Source organism: Streptomyces sp. R33, assembly GCF_041200175.1.
Classification (GTDB): Bacteria; Actinomycetota; Actinomycetes; order Streptomycetales; family Streptomycetaceae; genus Streptomyces; species Streptomyces katrae_B.
Genome location: NZ_CP165727.1, coordinates 4,227,621 through 4,243,374, shown reverse-complemented (window position 1 = coordinate 4,243,374; position 15,754 = coordinate 4,227,621). Strand labels below are relative to the sequence as shown.

Sequence of the window (15,754 nt, the reverse complement as noted above, 5' to 3'; positions counted from 1 at the left end):
GGCGCCCGTCAGAACGCAGAACGCAGAACGCAGGACTCAGAACGCAGGACTCAGGACTCAGGACTCAGAACTCCACGAGGAGTTCTTCCAGACCGCGGATGACGTATCCGTCCCGCCACCGGGGCTCCCGTACGAGCTTCAGGGGCGGGACGCCGTCCGCCAGCAGGGCCCCGAACGAGGCGGTCAGCTCACGTCGCGCGAGCGGAGCGCCCAGGCAGTAGTGGATCCCGGCCCCGAAGCTCAGATGCGGATTGTCGGCCCGTACGAGGTCCAGGGCGTCGGGGTCGTCGAACCGGGCGGGATCCCGGTTCGCGGACCCGAAGAGCAGCGCGACCTCGGCTCCGCGGGGGATGACCGTGTCACCGATCCGGATGTCGTCCAGCACCCAGCGCTCGAACATCTGCAGGGGTGTGTCGTAGCGCATGAGTTCATCCACAGCTGTGGACAACTTTTCGGAATCGAGCGAGGCGCGCTGCTCGGGGTGCCGGAAAAGGGTCCACCAGCCGTTGACGGTCGTGTTCACGGTGGCCTCGTGGCCGGCGTTCAGCAGGAGCACGCAGGTGGAGATCATCTCCTGCTCGCTGAGCCGGCCCTCCTCATCGTGGGCGGCGATCAGCCCGGAGATCAAATCCTCGCCGGGCTCCTTGCGCCGCTCCGCGATCAGCTCGCGCAGATAGGCGCTGAACTCCACGCTCGCCCGTACCGCCCGCCGGGCGGTCTCCTCGTCCGGCCGGAGCTCGTACATCCCGCAGATGTCCGCCGACCAGGGCCGCAGCAGCGGCCGATCGGCCTCGGGCACCCCGAGCAGCTCGGCGATCACCGCCACGGGCAGCGGCTCGGCGACGACGGTGAGCAGGTCCCCGCCCCCGTCGGCCAGGAGCTGCCCGACGAGCTCCCGGGCGAGCCGGTCCACGGCTGGGGCGAGCTGCTCCACGGTCCGCGGCGTGAACGCCTTGGACACCAGCCGCCGCACGCGTGCGTGCGCGGGATCCTCCAGGTCCAGCAGGCCGTTCCCGTTGAGGACGTGGAAGGGCTCGTGCTCCGGGGGCGGAGCCTCGCGCCCGAACTCCTCGTGCGAGAACCGGTGCAGGTAGGTCCGGCCCAGCCGGCGGTCGCGCAGCAGCGCACTCACGTCGGCATGGTGCGGCACCAGCCACTGCCCGGTGGCTTCGAACCACAGGGCACGGCCCTGCTCGCGGAGCTCCCGGTAGGCGGGGTACGGATCGGCGACAAACGCGGCGTCCCACGGATCAAAGCCCATCCCCGAAGCCTAGGACGTCTCCCCGCACGAAATGTGACCCGTCGTCATGTTGCTCACGCCGGAGTCACCAGCCGGGTCTCGTAGGCGAAGACCGCGGCCTGGGTGCGGTCGCGCAGGCCCAGTTTCACCAGGATCCGGCTCACGTGCGTCTTGATCGTGGACTCCGCGACGATGAGGCGGTCCGCTATCTCCGCGTTGGACAGTCCCTGCGCGATCAGCACCAGCACCTCCGTCTCCCGCTCCGTCAGTTCCCCGACCCCCGCCGGATCCGCGAGCTTCGGCGGGGTCGAGAGCTTCGAGAACTCGAGGATCAGCCGCTTGGTGACCGTGGGCGCCAGCAGCGCCTCACCGGACGCCACCACCCGCACCCCGTCGGCCAGCTGCCGGGCCGAGGCGTCCTTGAGCAGGAACCCGGAGGCCCCGGCCCGCAGGGCCTGGTACACGTACTCGTCGAGGTCGAAGGTCGTCAGGACCAGCACCTTCGCGTCCGTCTCGGAGGCCACGATCTCCCGGGTCGCCTCCAGCCCGTTCATCACCGGCATCCGGATGTCCATCAGGACCACGTCCGGCCGCAGCGCCGCCACCTGGGCGATGGCCTCGCGGCCGTCCACCGCCTCGCCGACCACCTCGATGCCGTCCATCGCGTTCAGCAGGACGGAGAAGCCCTCCCGGACCATCATCTGGTCGTCGACGATCAGGACCCTGATCGTCATGCCGACCGCCCCGATTCGTGCCCCGATTCCTGCGCCGGCTCCTGCGCACCGTCCTGCCGTCCGCGCGCCGGTATGAACACCGCCACCTCGTACCCGCCCGCCGCGGTCGCCCCGGCCGTCATCTCCCCCTCCAGCATGGCCACCCGCTCCCGCATCCCGGTGATCCCGTGCCCGGCGCCCGGCGAGGGCCGCACGCCCCCGGTCGCCGCCGCATTGACGACCCGTATGCCCAACCCGCCCAGCACGTACGAGACCTCGACCGAGGCGGCCGCCCCCGGCGCGTGGCGCAGGGTGTTGCTCAGTGCCTCCTGGATGATCCGGTACGCCGACAGCTCGACGCCCGGCGGCAGCTCCCGCACCGCACCCGTGACCGTCTTCTCCACGCTCAGCCCGGCCTCCCGCACATTGGCCAGCAGCCCGTCCAGCGAGGCCAGCGTCGGCTGCGGGGCGTCCGGCGCCTCGTAGTCCGCGGAGCGCACCACACCCAGCACCCGGCGCAGTTCCGTCAGCGCCGCCACCGCGTTCTCCCGGATGGTGACGAACGCCGCCTCCAGCTCCGGCGGCGGATTCTTCACCCGGTACGGCGCGGCCTCGGCCTGGATCGCCACCACCGACATGTGGTGTGCCACCACGTCGTGCAGCTCCCGCGCGATCGTCGTCCGCTCCTCCAGCAGCGTCCGCCGGTCCCGCTCGACGGCCGTCACCTCCTGCTGCGCACTGACCTCCTGCTCCGCCTCCCGGCGGATGTTGCGGACGGTGACCACCAGCAGGGAGACCGCCAGGAGGAAGGCCATCGGCATGATCTCGACGGGCTCCCCCCGGCCGAGCACGACCGGTATCGCGAGCCCGATCCCCAGGGTGATCAGCCACATCCAGCCGGCCGCCCGGGGCCTGGTGCGCATCGCCGCGATGGTCACCGTGACGAAGTAGGAGGCGAAGGCACCCGGCGACCAGGGCCACACGTCGTTGTTGGAGCCGACCACCGCGAGCACCCCGGTGACGACCCCGGCCGCCCAGAACGCCCCCACCGGCCGCACCAGGGTCATCAGCACCGGCGTGGCCGCGATCAGCCCCATCACGAGCGAGCTGCTCGGTGCGACGAACTCGCCGGCGCTGGCGGACGTGAGCATCACCACGAGGAACGCCAGGAAACCCACGACCGCATGCGGCAGATGGGCCAGCGACGGCCGTATCCGCTCCGGCAGCCGCCGCGTCACCGGCCCGTCGGTGCGCATCTGCGGCAGCGGCCGGTACGCGAAGGCGTCCGTGATCAGATCCTGGCGCAGACTCTGGAACAGGCCGGAGGCCATCCGGAACTCGGGTGTCCGGGGGGTCGCCCGGGATGTCGTCTCGGTCATGCACACACCGTAGGTCGGCCGCCCCCTCGTCCGCGTCGCCGCTGAAGGGGATATCCCCGCCTCCCTCTCAGGTACTACCCCGGCTACTCAGTAGCCCGTCGGACGGACCAGACCCGTCTCGTACGCGAACACCGCGGCCTGGGTGCGGTCCCGCAGGCCCAGCTTCACCAGGATCCGCCCCACATGGGTCTTCACGGTCTGCTCGGCCACGACGAGGTGCCCGGCGATCTCCGCGTTGGACAGGCCCTGGGCGATCAGCGACAGCACCTCGGTCTCCCGCTCGGTCAGCTCGTCGATCCGCGCCCTCGAGGGCGCCCGCGGCGCCCCCATCCGGGAGAACTCCGTGATCAGCCGCTTGGTGATGTTCGGCGAGAGCAGCGCCTCGCCGGCCGCCACCACCCGGACCGCCTCGGCGAGCTGGTCGGCCGACGCGTCCTTCAGGAGGAACCCGGAGGCCCCGGCGCGCAGCGCCTCGTACACGTACTCGTCGAGGTCGAAGGTGGTCAGTACCAGCACCTTGACGGTGGCGTCCGGGGCCGCCGTGATGACGGAGGTCGCCTCGATGCCGCCCATCCCGGGCATGCGGATGTCCATCAGGACCACGTCCGGGCCGAGTTCTGCGACCTTCGCCACCGCATCGGCGCCGTCCACGGCCTGGCCGACGACCTCGATGTCGGGCTGGGCGTTGAGGAGGACGGTGAAGCCCTGCCGGACCATCATCTGGTCGTCGGCGATCATCACCCTGATCGGGTCGGCCGGAGTGCTCATGCTTCCTGTTCGTCCTTCTTCGTCTCGGGATCCATGGGGAGCACGGCGCTCACCTCGTACCCGCCACCGGGGCGCGGACCGGAGGCGAGCTCGCCCCCCAGCATGCCCGCCCGCTCCCGCATCCCCAGCAGACCGTGCCCGGCGCCCTGCGAGGGCGGGGCGGGCCGGGTCGGTGCGCTGTTGGCGATGCACAGGTGCAGCTCGCGCGGCCCGTACGCGATGCCGACCTCCACCCGCGAACCGGGCGCATGGCGCAGGCAGTTGCTCAGCGCCTCCTGCACGATCCGGTACGCGGTGAGCTCGACGCCCGGGGCGAGCGCCCGCCGGATGCCCGCGATCTCGGTGGTGACGGCCAGCCCGGCGCTGCGCACGTTGTCCACCAGGCCGTCCAGTTCGGCGAGGGTGGGCTGCGGATGGTGCGGGTTCGCCGGATCGTCCGGCTGCTCGGAGCGCAGCACGCCCAGCACCCGGCGCAGTTCCGTCAGCGCCTCCAGGGCGTTCTCCCGAATGCCGGCCAGGTTCTCCTTGAGCTCCGCGGAGGGGTTCTCCACCAGGTGCGGGGCGACCTGGGCCTGGATGGAGATCACCGACATGTGGTGGGCGACGACGTCGTGCAGCTCGCGGGCGATCCGGTTGCGCTCCTCCAGCAGGGTGCGCTGGGCGCGCTCCTCCTCGGTGAGCGTTTCCTGCTCGACGAGCTTCCCGCGGGCCAGGCGCGTGGCCCGCAGGGCGTACCCGAGGATGCCCGCGAACCCGTAGAGGGGAAGCGCCACCAGGACGCTGCTCTGGCCGTGCTCCGGCTTCCAGAACACCTCGGCCAGACCGGTGAGGACGACGGGGACACCGACGACCGCGACGGTCACCCGCGGCGGCACGCGCAGGGCGACCAGCAGCAGCACCGGTGCGAAGGCGATCAGCCCTCCGCCCGTCCAGGGCCAGGTCTGTCCCGCACCGACGTTGGCGTGGATCAGCCAAGCGCTCAGCCCGCCTGCCAGCAGGCCGAGCCACCAGCCGGCGATCGGCCGGAACATCGCGAGCATGATGGAGGCGCCGGTCAGGAGCGCCGCCACCAGCGGTGGACCGCCGGTGACGTGGTAGTGGTCGCCCATCTGCTCCGTGGTGAGGAAACCGAAGAAGAGGGCGACATAGCCGACCGCGAGGTGCGGCAGCCGGTTCAGCCAACGCGGCCGGGACATCTTGGGCAGCGGGTCCCACTCCAGGGTGAGCAGGTCCTGACCGACGGCTCGCAGCAACCCGCCCCGAGGCGCGGGGACTCGGCCGCCCTGCGGGTCCCGCGCCAGGGCTTTGACCGCGCCCGGACCCGGGCCTCGGCCTGCGGACGCGGCCGACGGCTCGCTCTGCTCGTTCACGCCGTCCACCCTAGGCATGGTTGATCACCTCCTCGGATGTCACCCGGGACCGGGGCGCCGTCCCGGGGCCCGGAACCGTCCGGGAGCCCGTGACCGGGCGGGAGGAGGCGCTTCGCTTCGGCCGCCTGGCCTGCTCGTACGTACGGAACGCGGCCCAGCAGACGCCCAGCGCGGCGGCGAACACCGGTAGCCACAGCAGCCGGGCGGCTATCCACTGCACAGAGTCGGGCACGGTGTGCAGCCCGGGCAGATCGGCGGGGGCCAGCAGGCCCAGGGCGGTGACGGCCATCATCGCGGTCTGGTGCCACAGGAAGACCGTCATCGCGGAGAGGTTCATCAGGGCCACCTTCGCCCAGGCCCTGGGCCGCCGCATGGCCCGGTCCAGCGGCCCGCGGAGCAGCAGGGCCAGCCCGCACTGGGCCAGGCCGAACGCGACGGCGGCCAGCGTCGGCGGGTTCAGGTTCGATATCGGGGCCCCGGGGACACCGACCATGGACGCCGGATACCCGCCCCACAGGACGAGCCCGAAGGTCGCGGCCGCGCCCCCGCCCACCAGCAGCGCGGCCGGGGTGCGGCGGGCGAACGCACCGCGGGACCAGGCGGCGCCGAGGGTGTAGGGGACGAGCCAGCCGGCGGCGACATTGACCCCGCCGATCCACTCCGGCCCGCCGAAGCCGAACCGCCACACGTCCACGCCCGCCACCACCGCCAGCGGCCACAGCGGACTGAGCCGGACCACGAGCGGGGTGGCGGCGGTGAGCACGGCGAAGACGAGGAGGAACCAGAGGGGGGAGAGGACGAGCTTGACCAGTGTCTGGACGGTGCTCAGCTCCGCCCCGCCGAGCAGCATCCCGCCCGCCGTGACGGACCAGAGGGCGAGCACCGCGGCGACCGGCCGGAACAGCCGGGACAGCCGCTGCCCGACCCAGGCCCCGTACGGGACCCCGCGCTCGCGCGCCGAGGCATGGCCGCGGGCGGCGACATGGCCGCCGACCAGGAAGAACACGGCCAGTGTCTGGAACAGCCAGGACACCGGCGCCAGCCACGGCAGATGGGCCAGGGGACTGGTGGTGCTCAGGCCCCCGTCGGCGGTGGTCAGGGCGGTCACCAGCCAGTGGCCCAGCACCACGCCGAGGATGGCGAAGGCCCGCAGCGCGTCCACCGTGCGGTCCCGGCCGGGCGGTGTGCCGGCGTCGATGCGGTCCGCGAGGACGGACCAGCGGGCGCGGAGCTCACGCACGGGGTACCTCCGGGGTGGTCGGGGCGGCGGTGGCCAAGGCGATGCGGGTCAGGCTGTCGAGGGACGCGGTGCCGGGCTTGAGGTAGTCGCTGTGCCCGCCGGGGCCGGCCTCGAAGGGCCGGGCTCCGAAGGCGGGGTCGACGGGGTCGGTGCCGAAGCCGACCCCGCCCACGCGGACATGGGGGACATGGCCGATCCAGTCGGCGCCGCCCCGCCCGGCCCAGACCCGGGCGCCGGTCGGCAGCTCGGCGGCGGATCCGGCGCCCGTGCCGGGACTGCCGAACAGGGCGATGTCGGTGACCTGGGGGCCGGTGCCGGTCCGGGCGCAGACCACGGAGCCGTACGAGTGGCACAGCAGCGAGAACCGGGCACCGGGGGCGGCGTCCTGCCCCAGGCGATCGAGGAAGGGGCCCAGTTCGGCGGCGGCCACGTCCGCCCGGTCCGCGCTCAGGACGGTCGTGCTGACCGTGCCCGGGGTGTCGTACCCGAGCCAGGCGACCACGGCGGAGCGCGGGTGCTCGGCCCGGAGGCGCTGCTGCAGGGCGACCGCTCCGGCACGGAACCTCTGGTAGGTGTCCAGCGTGGTGTCGGAACCGGGCACCAGGACGGCGACCCGGTCAGCGGTCTCCAGATCGCCGAGCACCTCGACGGCCCGCCCCTTGCCGCGGCCGTCGAAGGCGAGGAACCGGGCCGTCCCGTCGGCTTCCATGGCGCGCAGCTTCGCGGCGCGGCCCGTGCGGCCGGCGTCCTGCGCCATGCGGGCCGCCTCGGCGAGGTTGGCGCGGTTGCCGTCGTACCGGTCCGGGAGAGCGGTGTGTTCGGCGAAGCCGACGGGCGAGGGCGCGGGGACATCGGGAGAGGCGGCGGCGGACACGGGGAGCACGACGGCCGCGGCGACGAGGCCGGCGAGCAAGGTGCGAAGCAGCCGGCCGCGGGGGCGTCCGGCACGGCCCCCTGCGGTGCTACCTGCGGGGCGACCTGCTGTGCCTCCTGCGCGGCGTCCTGCGGGGCGGGTCATGGCTGGGTCCCTTTTCCTTCGCTCGGTCCAGAGGGGCTGCACTCGCGAGGGGCTGACCCCGCGTCTTCTCCGGTTCCGAAGTTAGGAATTGAGGGGCATCGTCGGCGTCCCGCTGGGGAGCCGTCTTTGCGGATAGCTCTCAGGTATGACAAGGGAAACCTGAGAGCCACGGGCACAGCGGGCGGTCGTCCCCCGGGCGGTATCCCACAGGCGGTCGACTACGGTCCCTGGGATGACCAACGACAACAACCGCAACCACGGCAACAAGGGGAACCACAACGCCAGTCGCCCCGCCGACTGGCGCAACGACCGCATAGGCAGCGCGCATCGGGGCGAGAACCCGACCGTCCTGCGCCGCCTCGACCAGGGATTCGCCGTGATCGGCGACCGGCAGTTCCTCCCCGGGTACGCGGTCCTGCTGACCGACGACCCGTCGGTGACCCGGCTCTCCGACCTCCCCCGGGCGCGCAGGACGGCGTACCTCGCCGACATGGACCGCCTCGCCGAGGCCGTCGAACGGGCCTGCCGCCGCCTCGACCCCGCCTTCCGTCGGGTGAACATCGAGATCCTGGGCAACACCGACCCGTACCTCCACGCCCACATCTGGCCGCGTTACGAGTGGGAGCCCGCCGACATGGTCCGCATGCCGGTGTGGCTGTACGGGCAGGAGGAGTACTGGAGGGGGAGCCGGTACGAGCTGGCGGACCGGCACGACGCTCTGCGCGTCGCCATCGGGGAGGAGCTGGACCGGCTGGGCGAGGGCTGACGCCCCCGAGTCCCGAGTCCCGACCCCCAACCGCCGAGCGCCGAGCCTCAACCCCCGCACCGCCCCTGCGCCCCGGGTACCACGGCTGCTACGGCGTCGTCGCCACGCGGATGCCGAAGCCGATCAGGACCACGCCCGTCGCCCGGTCCAGGGCGCGGCGGACGCGCGGCCGGGCGAAGAAGCGCCGGGCGCGCGAGAGGACGTACACGTACGTGCCGAGCCAGGCCACCGTCAGGACGAGGTGGATCAGGACGAGCAGCGCCATGCCGGTGGCCGGCCGGAGGCCGGACGGGGCGAGGGCGGGCAGCAGGCCGGTGTAGAAGACGGCGATCTTCGGGTTGAGGGCGTTGCTGACCAGGCCCGTCCGCCAGGCGCTGCCCGCGGAGCCGCGTACGGGGGCCGGCTCCGCGCCGGGCCGGCGCAGGGACTGGACGCCGAGGAAGCAGAGGTATGCGGCACCCGCGAGCTTCACCGCCAGGTACACCTCGGCCGAGGCGGCGAGCAGCGCGGCGAGTCCGGCGACGGTGAGGGCGCCCCACAGGAGGAGCCCGGCGGCGATCCCGGCGACGGTGCGCAGCCCGTCGGCGCGGCCGCGGGAGACCGCGCGCTTCGTCACGACGGCCATGTCGGGGCCGGGGACGAGGGTGAGCAGTGCCAGGACGCCGGTCGCGGTCAGGAGTTGCGTGAGCACGCGGCTCAGTCTGCCACCGGGTGCTCCGCCAGATGCTGCGCGAGCGGTTCGACGAGGGCCGCGCGCCAGCGGGGGGCCGGGTCCTGGCCGGGGCTGGTCCAGTACTCGCGGGCGCCGACGATCTCTCCGTCCTGGACGGTCCACAGGGACACGGCGCGGTAGACGACGTGCTCCTGGCGGATCTCGACCTCGGTGACGACGACGTCCCCGTCCGCGAGGATGCGCAGGAGTTCGACTGATCTCTCGTCCGTGTAAGCCTCGTCGCTGTTCACGGCGATGAAGTTGTCCCGGCCGACGATGCGTTCGCCGCTGACGGGCCATTCGATGACTGCGTCTTCGGCGATGAAACGGGATACGGCGGGCCAGTCGCGGGCGTCTATCCGCTCCCACAGTCGAGTTATCACGGTCAGCGGCTCCATGGGGGGCAGTGTGCGGTGGGGCCGTCGGGGGCAACAAGCTTTGCCTGCAGGATTATTGACCTCGACACAATCCGAGGGGCGGCGGCCGCGCGCCGCGTGCCGCCGCCGCTCATCACGCGTCGGCCAGCAGCGTGTCCAGGGCCCTCGTGAGACGGTCCAGGACCTCGACCGTCTCCGCGAAGGCGGCCTCGCCCAGTTCATCGGTCAGTCGGGCGGCCAGGGCGGCGTGGGCCGGGGTGATGCGGGCGACCGCGGCGCGGCCCTCCTCCGTCGGGCGGAGCAGTTTCGCGCGGCGGTGGGCCGGGTTCGGGACGTACTCCGCGAGACCCTTGGCCGCCAGCAGGTCCGCGATGCGCTGGACGCTCTGCCGGGTGATGCCCATGACCCGGGCGATGCCCGCCACCGGCAGGGGCTCCTGGAGCACCGCGCCGAGCACCTGCCACCAGGCCGCGGTCAGCCCGGCCGGCCGGGCCAGTTCCTCCGAGAGCGCGAGGAACCGGCCGTTCAGCCCGAACACCCCGAGCGCGGTCCGGCTCAGCAGGTCCTGCCGGGCCCGTACCGACGAAGCGGAAGGCAGGGGATCAGGCATCGCCGCGCTCCGCAGCCGCCATCAGCACCGGGAACGCGCTCGCGTCCGAGTCGTGGAACAGGCGGTACCAGGCGTCCAGGACATCCGGCTCGTAGACGTCCAGCCGGGCGAAGACCTCCCGGGCGAAGGCCACCGGTTCCGTCGGGCCCGCCGTGATGAGGTCGCCGTCGGTCACCGCGTCGGCCTCGACGTACCGCTCGGCGCCCGCGTAGCCCGGCTGGTGCGCCAGGTACATGGCGGCCGCGCTGGTGTGGGCGCGGGCGTCGAGCAGGCCCTCCCGGGCGAGACCTGCCGTGGCCCCGCAGATGGCCGCGACCGGGACCCCGGCCGCCAGGAACTCGCGGGCCTTGGCCGCGAAGGGGGCCAGGTCGTCGCCGGAGTCCCAGAGCGAGGCGCCGGCCAGGACGAGGAGCGAGGAGTCCGCGGGGGAGAGGTCCGCGAGGGCCAGGTCGGGCTGGATGCGGACGCCGCCCATGGTGGTGACCGGCGTCCCGGCGGCGAAGCCGACCGTACGGACCTGGTGGCCGCGCTGGGCCAGATGTGCCGTGGTGTGCCCGGTCTCCCAGTCCGCGTACGTGTCGTAGACCGCCAGGTGGACCGGCTTGGTGGTGGGAGTGGTCATCTCGTCGCCTCCTCCGTCTGCACTTCATCGGGCATGACAGCAGACTGACATGTCGACAGTGTGCTGTCAATTACTCGTCATCACCTGTCGATCACCGCCTTCCGTGCAGACACGTGCAGACAGACTGCCGAGACCGGGCCCCCACCCCCATACAGTCCGCCGATATCCCTTCCCACCTGCGCACTTTTAGCGTGGCCGCATGACCCCTCACGTCGCCTCCGACGCCTCCGGCACCTCCCGCGCCGACGGCGCGGCCGTCAAGGCCGCCGACCGCGCCCACGTCTTCCACTCCTGGTCCGCCCAGGCCCTGATCGACCCGCTCGCCGTCGCCGGGGCCGAGGGGTCGTACTTCTGGGACTACGAGGGCAACCGCTTCCTCGACTTCTCCTCCCAGCTGGTGAACACCAACATCGGCCACCAGCACCCCAAGGTCGTCGCCGCGATCCAGGAGCAGGCCGCCCGGCTCTGCACCCTCGCGCCCGGCTTCGCCGTCGACGTCCGCTCCGAGGCCGCACGCCTCATCGCCGAGCGGACCCCGGGCGACCTGGACAAGGTCTTCTTCACCAACGGCGGCGCCGAGGCCGTCGAGAACGCCGTACGGATGGCCCGGCTGCACACCGGCCGCCAGAAGGTGCTCTCCACGTACCGCTCCTACCACGGGGCCACCGCCGCGGCGATCAACCTGACCGGCGACCCGCGCCGCTGGCCCTCCGACACGGCCGCCGCCGGGGTCGTGCACTTCTGGGGCCCGTTCCTCTACCGCTCGCCGTTCCACGCCGCCACCGAGGCCGAGGAGTGCGAGCGGGCCCTCGCGCACCTCGCCGACACCATCGCCTTCGAGGGGCCGGCGACCATCGCCGCGATCATCCTGGAGAGCGTGCCCGGCACCGCCGGGATCATGACCCCGCCCGCCGGCTACCTCGCGGGCGTGCGCGAGCTCTGCGACCGCCACGGCATCGTCTTCATCCTCGACGAGGTCATGTCCGGCTTCGGCCGGACCGGCAAGTGGTTCGCCGCCCAGCACTGGGACGTCATCCCCGACCTGATCACCTTCGCCAAGGGCGTGAACAGCGGGTACGTGCCGCTCGGCGGCGTCGCCATCTCCGGCGCCATCGCCGAGACGTTCGCCACGCGCCCGTACCCGGGCGGTCTGACGTACTCCGGCCACCCCCTGGCCTGCGCGGCCGCCGTGGCGACGATCAACGCCATGGAGGAGGAGGGCGTCGTCGAGCACGCCGCGCACCTCGGCGAGAACGTGATCGGGCCGGCGCTCGCCGAGATCGCCGAGCGGCACCCGTCGGTCGGGGAGGTCCGCGGCCTGGGCGCGTTCTGGGCCCTGGAGCTCGTACGGGACAAGGAGACGCGCGAGCCGCTCGTCCCGTACAACGCGGCGGGCGCCGACAACGCGCCGATGGCCGAATTCGCGGCGGCCTGCAAGGCCTCCGGCCTGTGGCCCTTCGTGAACATGAACCGGACGCACGTCGTCCCGCCGTGCACCATCACGGAGGCCGAGGCCAAGGAGGGCCTGGCCCTGCTGGACGAGGCACTGACGGTCGCGGACCGGCACACCACGTCCGCGTGAGCGGAGGCAGCTGACCGGCAACGGTCCGCCAACGGTCCGCGAACGGTCCGCGTTCGATCGGTTTCAGCCGCGCTGCCTGGCCTAAGGTGTCCGAAGTTCACTTAAGGAGACGGACCCCTATGCCAGGCAGCGGAGCTGTCACCCGCAACACACTTCGCCAGCAGATCGCGGACGCGCTGCGTGACGAGGTGCTCGCGGGACGCCTGCCACCGGGCACCGAGTTCACGGTCAAGCAGATCGCCGAGCAGTACGAGGTCTCCGCGACCCCCGTACGCGAGGCACTCGTCGACCTCTCGGCCCAGGGGCTGCTGGAATCGGTCCAGCACCGGGGTTTCCGCGTGCGTGTCTACACCGTGGACGACTACCGGGGGATGATCGAGGCCCGTACGCTCATCGTGGACGGGATCTTCCGGCGGCTCGTCGAGCGCGGCACCGCGCCCGGCTCCGGCGAAATGCTGGTGTCGGTGCGCCGTCGTGCCGAGGAGGCGTGCCGGGCCGCGCAGAGCGGCTCGCTCGAAGTGCTGATCGGCTACGACCTGCGCTTCTGGAGGGAGCTGAGCGGGCTGGTCGGCAACACGTACATCTCGGAGTTCCTGCACCGGATCCGGGTGCAGTGCTGGGTCTTCGCCGTACCGCACCTGAAGGCGGCCCCGGATCTCCACACCGGACTGTGGTCCGGGCACAACGAACTGGTCGACGCGGTGACCCGCGCCGACGCGGACGAGGTACGCAGCCTCGTGTACGCGTACAACCAGCACGGACTGGACTGGGCCGCGGGCCTGAAGGCGGCCGGCGCATGAGCGGCCCGGCAGCGGCCGGCGACACCGCCGGCACCGGAGCGGCCACCGCCTGGCTGGGCGCCGTCGGGCTCTCCGTCGTCATCCCCGCCCACGAAGACGAGCACCGGATCGGCGCGACCCTCGACGCCGTCCGCGAGCACCTCGACGCCCGACTCGGCACCGGACCCGGCGACTGGGAGCTCGTCGTCGTCGACGACGGCTCCGCCGACGGCACTGCCTCCGTCGTCCGGGCCGCGGCCGCCGAGGAGCCCCGGATCCGGCTGGTCCGCTCCGAGGACCACCGCGGCAGGGGAGCGGCGCTGCGTGCCGGAGTACTGGCCTGCGCCGGGGAACGGGTGCTGCTGACCGGCGCCGGGCTCACGACGCCCCTGGCCGAGCTGGACCGGCTGGAGCAGGCGCTGGGCCAGGACGGCCAGGACGGCCAGGACAGCCGGGACGACCAGGACAACCAGGCGAACCAGGAGAACCAGAGCGGCGGCGAGCCCCCGGCCGCCGTCCTCGGCCGGACGGGAAACCGCCTGGTCCGCGCCCTGGGCATGCCCGGGGTACCGGGATTCCGCGCCGACACCTGCGGCTTCGCCCTGTTCGACGGGGACCGGGCGCGCGCCGCCTTCGGCGCCTGCGTCCTCGACGGCCCGGCCGTCGACGCCGAGGTGCTGCGCTGGATGCGCCGCCAGGGCTGGCAGGTCGCCGAGGTGCCGGTACGCCGTACGACGCGCCCTGCGGCCCCCCGCCGGACCCCCGGCGACCGGCGCCGGGCGCTCGTGGAGCTGTTCCGGCTGAACGCCGGCGGCCTCGCCGTCGCCGCCGTCTTCCTCGCCCTCTCCGTCTACGTTTTCCACGGCCTGTGGGCGGACCTCGACGGGCGCTACCTCAAGGACGCGCTCCAGGACCAGAACCAGTGGGAGTGGTTCGTCGGCGTCGCCACCGACAACATCACCCACCTGCGCAATCCGCTCTTCACCACCGCCCAGGGCATGCCCGAGGGCGTGAACCTGATGGCCAACGCGACCATGCTCGGCCTGACCGTCCCGCTGATCCCGGTCACGCTCCTGTTCGGGGAGACCGTCACGTTCGCGCTGGTCCTCACGCTCGGCATGGCCGCCAGCGCCTGGACCTGGTACTGGCTGATCCGCCGCCGGTTCGTGCACAGCCGCTGGGCCGCCGCCGCGGGCGGGGCGCTCGCCGCGTTCGCGCCGCCGATGGTCTCGCACGCCAACGGCCACCCGAACTTCGTCGTCCTGTTCATGATCCCGCTGATCATCGACCGGGCCCTGCGCCTGTGCGAGGGGCGGAATCAAGGTCGCAACGTGGTCCGGGACGGTGTCCTGCTGGGCCTGTTCGCGACGTACCAGATCTTCCTGGGCGAGGAGCCGCTGCTCATCGCCGCGCTCGGCATGCTGGTCTTCTCGCTGGCGTACCTGCTGGTCGACCGCCAGCGCGCTCTCGAGGCCGCGCGGCCGCTGGGCCTCGGCCTGGTCATCGCCGCGGGCGTCTGCGTGCCGCTGCTGGTCTTCCCGCTGTACTGGCAGTTCTTCGGCCCGCAGAGCTACCACTCGGTCCTGCACGGGGACAACGCCGGGAACAGCCCGCGCGCCCTGGTCGAGTACGCCGCCCGCTCCCTCTTCGGCGACGCCGAGACGGCGGGCCGGCTCTCGCTGAACACCACCGAGCAGAACGCCTTCTACGGGTGGCCGCTGCTCGCCTTCGGCGTGGCCGTGTGCGTGTGGATGTGGCAGCGCAAGGTCGTCCGCGCGCTCGCGATCACGGGTGTCGTGGCGCTGGCGCTGTCCCTCGGGCCCTGGGTGCCCGTGCCGCGGACGGACGTGGTGCTGCCGGGGCCGTGGCGTCTGATGGTCGAGCTGCCGCTGTTCGAGTCGGTGATCGAGGGGCGCGTGGCGATGGTGTGCGCCCCGGTGCTGGGCGTGCTGCTCGCGCTCGCGCTGGACCGGATCGTACGGGTCCGGCCGCGCGAGCTGCGCACGCTCGGCCTGCTCGGGGTGGCGGCCGCGCTGATCCCGGTGCTGCCGCTGCCGCTGGCCGTACGGGAGCGGGCGCCGGTGCCGGCGTTCATCGCCTCGGGCGCGTGGAAGGGCTACGTCAAGGACGGCGAGGCACTCGTTCCGGTACCGCTGCCCGACCCGGGGCAGGCGGACGCGCTGCACTGGCAGGTCGAGGCCGGCTTCGGCTTCCGGCTGGCCGGCGGTTACTACAACGGCCCGTGGGGGCCCGACCGGATCGGCATCTACGGGGCCACCCCGCGGCACCTCTCGAACCTCCTGCGGGACGTCCGGTACGGGGCGCAGCCGCCGGAGATCACCCCGCAGTGGCGGGAGCAGGCCCGGCAGGACCTGGAGTTCTGGAAGGCGGGCGCGGTCGTCCTGCCGTTCCAGGACCGGGGGATCGAGCTGCGGGACATGATCAGCGAGCTGGTCGGGCGGCAGCCGGAGAAGGTGCACGACGTGTGGGTCTGGAGGGTGGGCCCGGGGCAGGTGTAGCGGGCGGCTGCGGCGCGGGTTCCGCCTGGTCGCGGCCACTGCTCCGCCGCAGGTTCGCC

15 protein-coding genes are annotated in these 15,754 nt (G+C 72.7%); 4 read left to right on the top strand and 11 right to left on the bottom strand.

From position 1 onward, the window contains the following. Positions 1-64: 64 nt before the first annotated feature. The 7 genes from AB5J51_RS19355 to AB5J51_RS19325 all read right to left on the bottom strand — a co-directional run bounded on the left by AB5J51_RS19355 (position 65) and on the right by AB5J51_RS19325 (position 7,623). Positions 65-1,261, bottom strand: coding sequence for a cytochrome P450 (locus AB5J51_RS19355; RefSeq protein ID WP_053789583.1), 1,197 nt, complete (start codon positions 1,259-1,261; stop codon positions 65-67). A 53-nt stretch (positions 1,262-1,314) separates the two neighbouring features. Further along, the gene (locus AB5J51_RS19350) at positions 1,315-1,974 is read right to left on the bottom strand and encodes a response regulator transcription factor (RefSeq protein ID WP_053789582.1); all 660 of its coding nucleotides are present in this window, start codon (positions 1,972-1,974) and stop codon (positions 1,315-1,317) included. Then, complete coding sequence (locus tag AB5J51_RS19345; protein WP_369778155.1) at positions 1,971-3,332, bottom strand: sensor histidine kinase; 1,362 nt, start codon at positions 3,330-3,332, stop codon at positions 1,971-1,973. Before AB5J51_RS19345 ends, AB5J51_RS19350 begins: the two co-directional genes overlap by 4 nt. A gap of 87 nt (positions 3,333-3,419) precedes the next feature. Continuing rightward, positions 3,420-4,100: a response regulator transcription factor gene (locus tag AB5J51_RS19340; RefSeq protein WP_053789580.1), complete on the bottom strand. Its 681-nt coding sequence runs from the start codon at positions 4,098-4,100 to the stop codon at positions 3,420-3,422. Further along, positions 4,097-5,470, bottom strand: a complete 1,374-nt coding sequence (locus AB5J51_RS19335) for a sensor histidine kinase (protein WP_369778154.1) — start codon at positions 5,468-5,470, stop codon at positions 4,097-4,099. Before AB5J51_RS19335 ends, AB5J51_RS19340 begins: the two co-directional genes overlap by 4 nt. 10 nt (positions 5,471-5,480) lie before the next feature. Then, a complete protein-coding gene (locus AB5J51_RS19330) occupies positions 5,481-6,710 on the bottom strand; it encodes an acyltransferase (protein WP_369778153.1) in 1,230 nt (409 codons plus the stop codon). Then, the gene (locus tag AB5J51_RS19325) at positions 6,703-7,623 is read right to left on the bottom strand and encodes an alpha/beta hydrolase (protein WP_324616761.1); all 921 of its coding nucleotides are present in this window, start codon (positions 7,621-7,623) and stop codon (positions 6,703-6,705) included. Before AB5J51_RS19325 ends, AB5J51_RS19330 begins: the two co-directional genes overlap by 8 nt. 337 nt (positions 7,624-7,960) lie before the next feature. Between AB5J51_RS19325 and AB5J51_RS19320 the strand changes: the two genes are divergently transcribed. Beyond that, complete coding sequence (locus tag AB5J51_RS19320) at positions 7,961-8,494, top strand: HIT family protein (protein ID WP_234382700.1); 534 nt, start codon at positions 7,961-7,963, stop codon at positions 8,492-8,494. A gap of 88 nt (positions 8,495-8,582) precedes the next feature. Here the strand turns inward: AB5J51_RS19320 and AB5J51_RS19315 are convergent, their stop codons facing one another. From AB5J51_RS19315 to AB5J51_RS19300, 4 genes are all read right to left on the bottom strand, one after another. Further along, positions 8,583-9,185 carry a LysE family translocator gene (locus AB5J51_RS19315; RefSeq protein WP_369778152.1) on the bottom strand — a complete coding sequence of 201 codons (603 nt, stop codon included), beginning with the start codon at positions 9,183-9,185 and terminating at the stop codon, positions 8,583-8,585. Positions 9,186-9,190: 5 nt separating this feature from the next. Next, on the bottom strand, positions 9,191-9,604 hold the full coding sequence (locus AB5J51_RS19310) for a nuclear transport factor 2 family protein (RefSeq protein ID WP_369778151.1): 414 nt from the start codon (positions 9,602-9,604) through the stop codon (positions 9,191-9,193). 112 nt (positions 9,605-9,716) lie between these two features. Continuing rightward, entirely contained in the window at positions 9,717-10,193 is a 477-nt protein-coding gene (locus AB5J51_RS19305; protein WP_369778150.1) for a MarR family winged helix-turn-helix transcriptional regulator, read from the bottom strand. Then, positions 10,186-10,815, bottom strand: a complete 630-nt coding sequence (locus AB5J51_RS19300; RefSeq protein WP_053784967.1) for a DJ-1/PfpI family protein — start codon at positions 10,813-10,815, stop codon at positions 10,186-10,188. Before AB5J51_RS19300 ends, AB5J51_RS19305 begins: the two co-directional genes overlap by 8 nt. A gap of 199 nt (positions 10,816-11,014) precedes the next feature. On the opposite strand from AB5J51_RS19300, the gene AB5J51_RS19295 reads away from it, so the two are divergent. From AB5J51_RS19295 to AB5J51_RS19285, 3 genes are all read left to right on the top strand, one after another. Continuing rightward, positions 11,015-12,397 carry an aspartate aminotransferase family protein gene (locus AB5J51_RS19295; RefSeq protein WP_369778148.1) on the top strand — a complete coding sequence of 461 codons (1,383 nt, stop codon included), beginning with the start codon at positions 11,015-11,017 and terminating at the stop codon, positions 12,395-12,397. A gap of 119 nt (positions 12,398-12,516) precedes the next feature. Next, a complete protein-coding gene (locus AB5J51_RS19290) occupies positions 12,517-13,197 on the top strand; it encodes a GntR family transcriptional regulator (protein WP_053784965.1) in 681 nt (226 codons plus the stop codon). Next, entirely contained in the window at positions 13,194-15,695 is a 2,502-nt protein-coding gene (locus AB5J51_RS19285; protein WP_369778147.1) for a glycosyltransferase, read from the top strand. Before AB5J51_RS19290 ends, AB5J51_RS19285 begins: the two co-directional genes overlap by 4 nt. Positions 15,696-15,754: the final 59 nt, after the last annotated feature.

What these genes read in the sequence shown, in the direction of transcription:
- AB5J51_RS19355 (WP_053789583.1), bottom strand. Translation starts at nt 1,261, where the DNA reads ATGGGCTTTGATCCGTGGGACGCCGCGTTTGTCGCCGATCCGTACCCC.
- AB5J51_RS19350 (WP_053789582.1), bottom strand. Translation starts at nt 1,974, where the DNA reads ATGACGATCAGGGTCCTGATCGTCGACGACCAGATGATGGTCCGGGAG.
- AB5J51_RS19345 (WP_369778155.1), bottom strand. Translation starts at nt 3,332, where the DNA reads ATGACCGAGACGACATCCCGGGCGACCCCCCGGACACCCGAGTTCCGG.
- AB5J51_RS19340 (WP_053789580.1), bottom strand. Translation starts at nt 4,100, where the DNA reads ATGAGCACTCCGGCCGACCCGATCAGGGTGATGATCGCCGACGACCAG.
- AB5J51_RS19320 (WP_234382700.1), top strand. Translation starts at nt 7,961, where the DNA reads ATGACCAACGACAACAACCGCAACCACGGCAACAAGGGGAACCACAAC.
- AB5J51_RS19310 (WP_369778151.1), bottom strand. Translation starts at nt 9,604, where the DNA reads ATGGAGCCGCTGACCGTGATAACTCGACTGTGGGAGCGGATAGACGCC.
- AB5J51_RS19305 (WP_369778150.1), bottom strand. Translation starts at nt 10,193, where the DNA reads ATGCCTGATCCCCTGCCTTCCGCTTCGTCGGTACGGGCCCGGCAGGAC.
- AB5J51_RS19300 (WP_053784967.1), bottom strand. Translation starts at nt 10,815, where the DNA reads ATGACCACTCCCACCACCAAGCCGGTCCACCTGGCGGTCTACGACACG.
- AB5J51_RS19295 (WP_369778148.1), top strand. Translation starts at nt 11,015, where the DNA reads ATGACCCCTCACGTCGCCTCCGACGCCTCCGGCACCTCCCGCGCCGAC.
- AB5J51_RS19290 (WP_053784965.1), top strand. Translation starts at nt 12,517, where the DNA reads ATGCCAGGCAGCGGAGCTGTCACCCGCAACACACTTCGCCAGCAGATC.
- AB5J51_RS19285 (WP_369778147.1), top strand. Translation starts at nt 13,194, where the DNA reads ATGAGCGGCCCGGCAGCGGCCGGCGACACCGCCGGCACCGGAGCGGCC.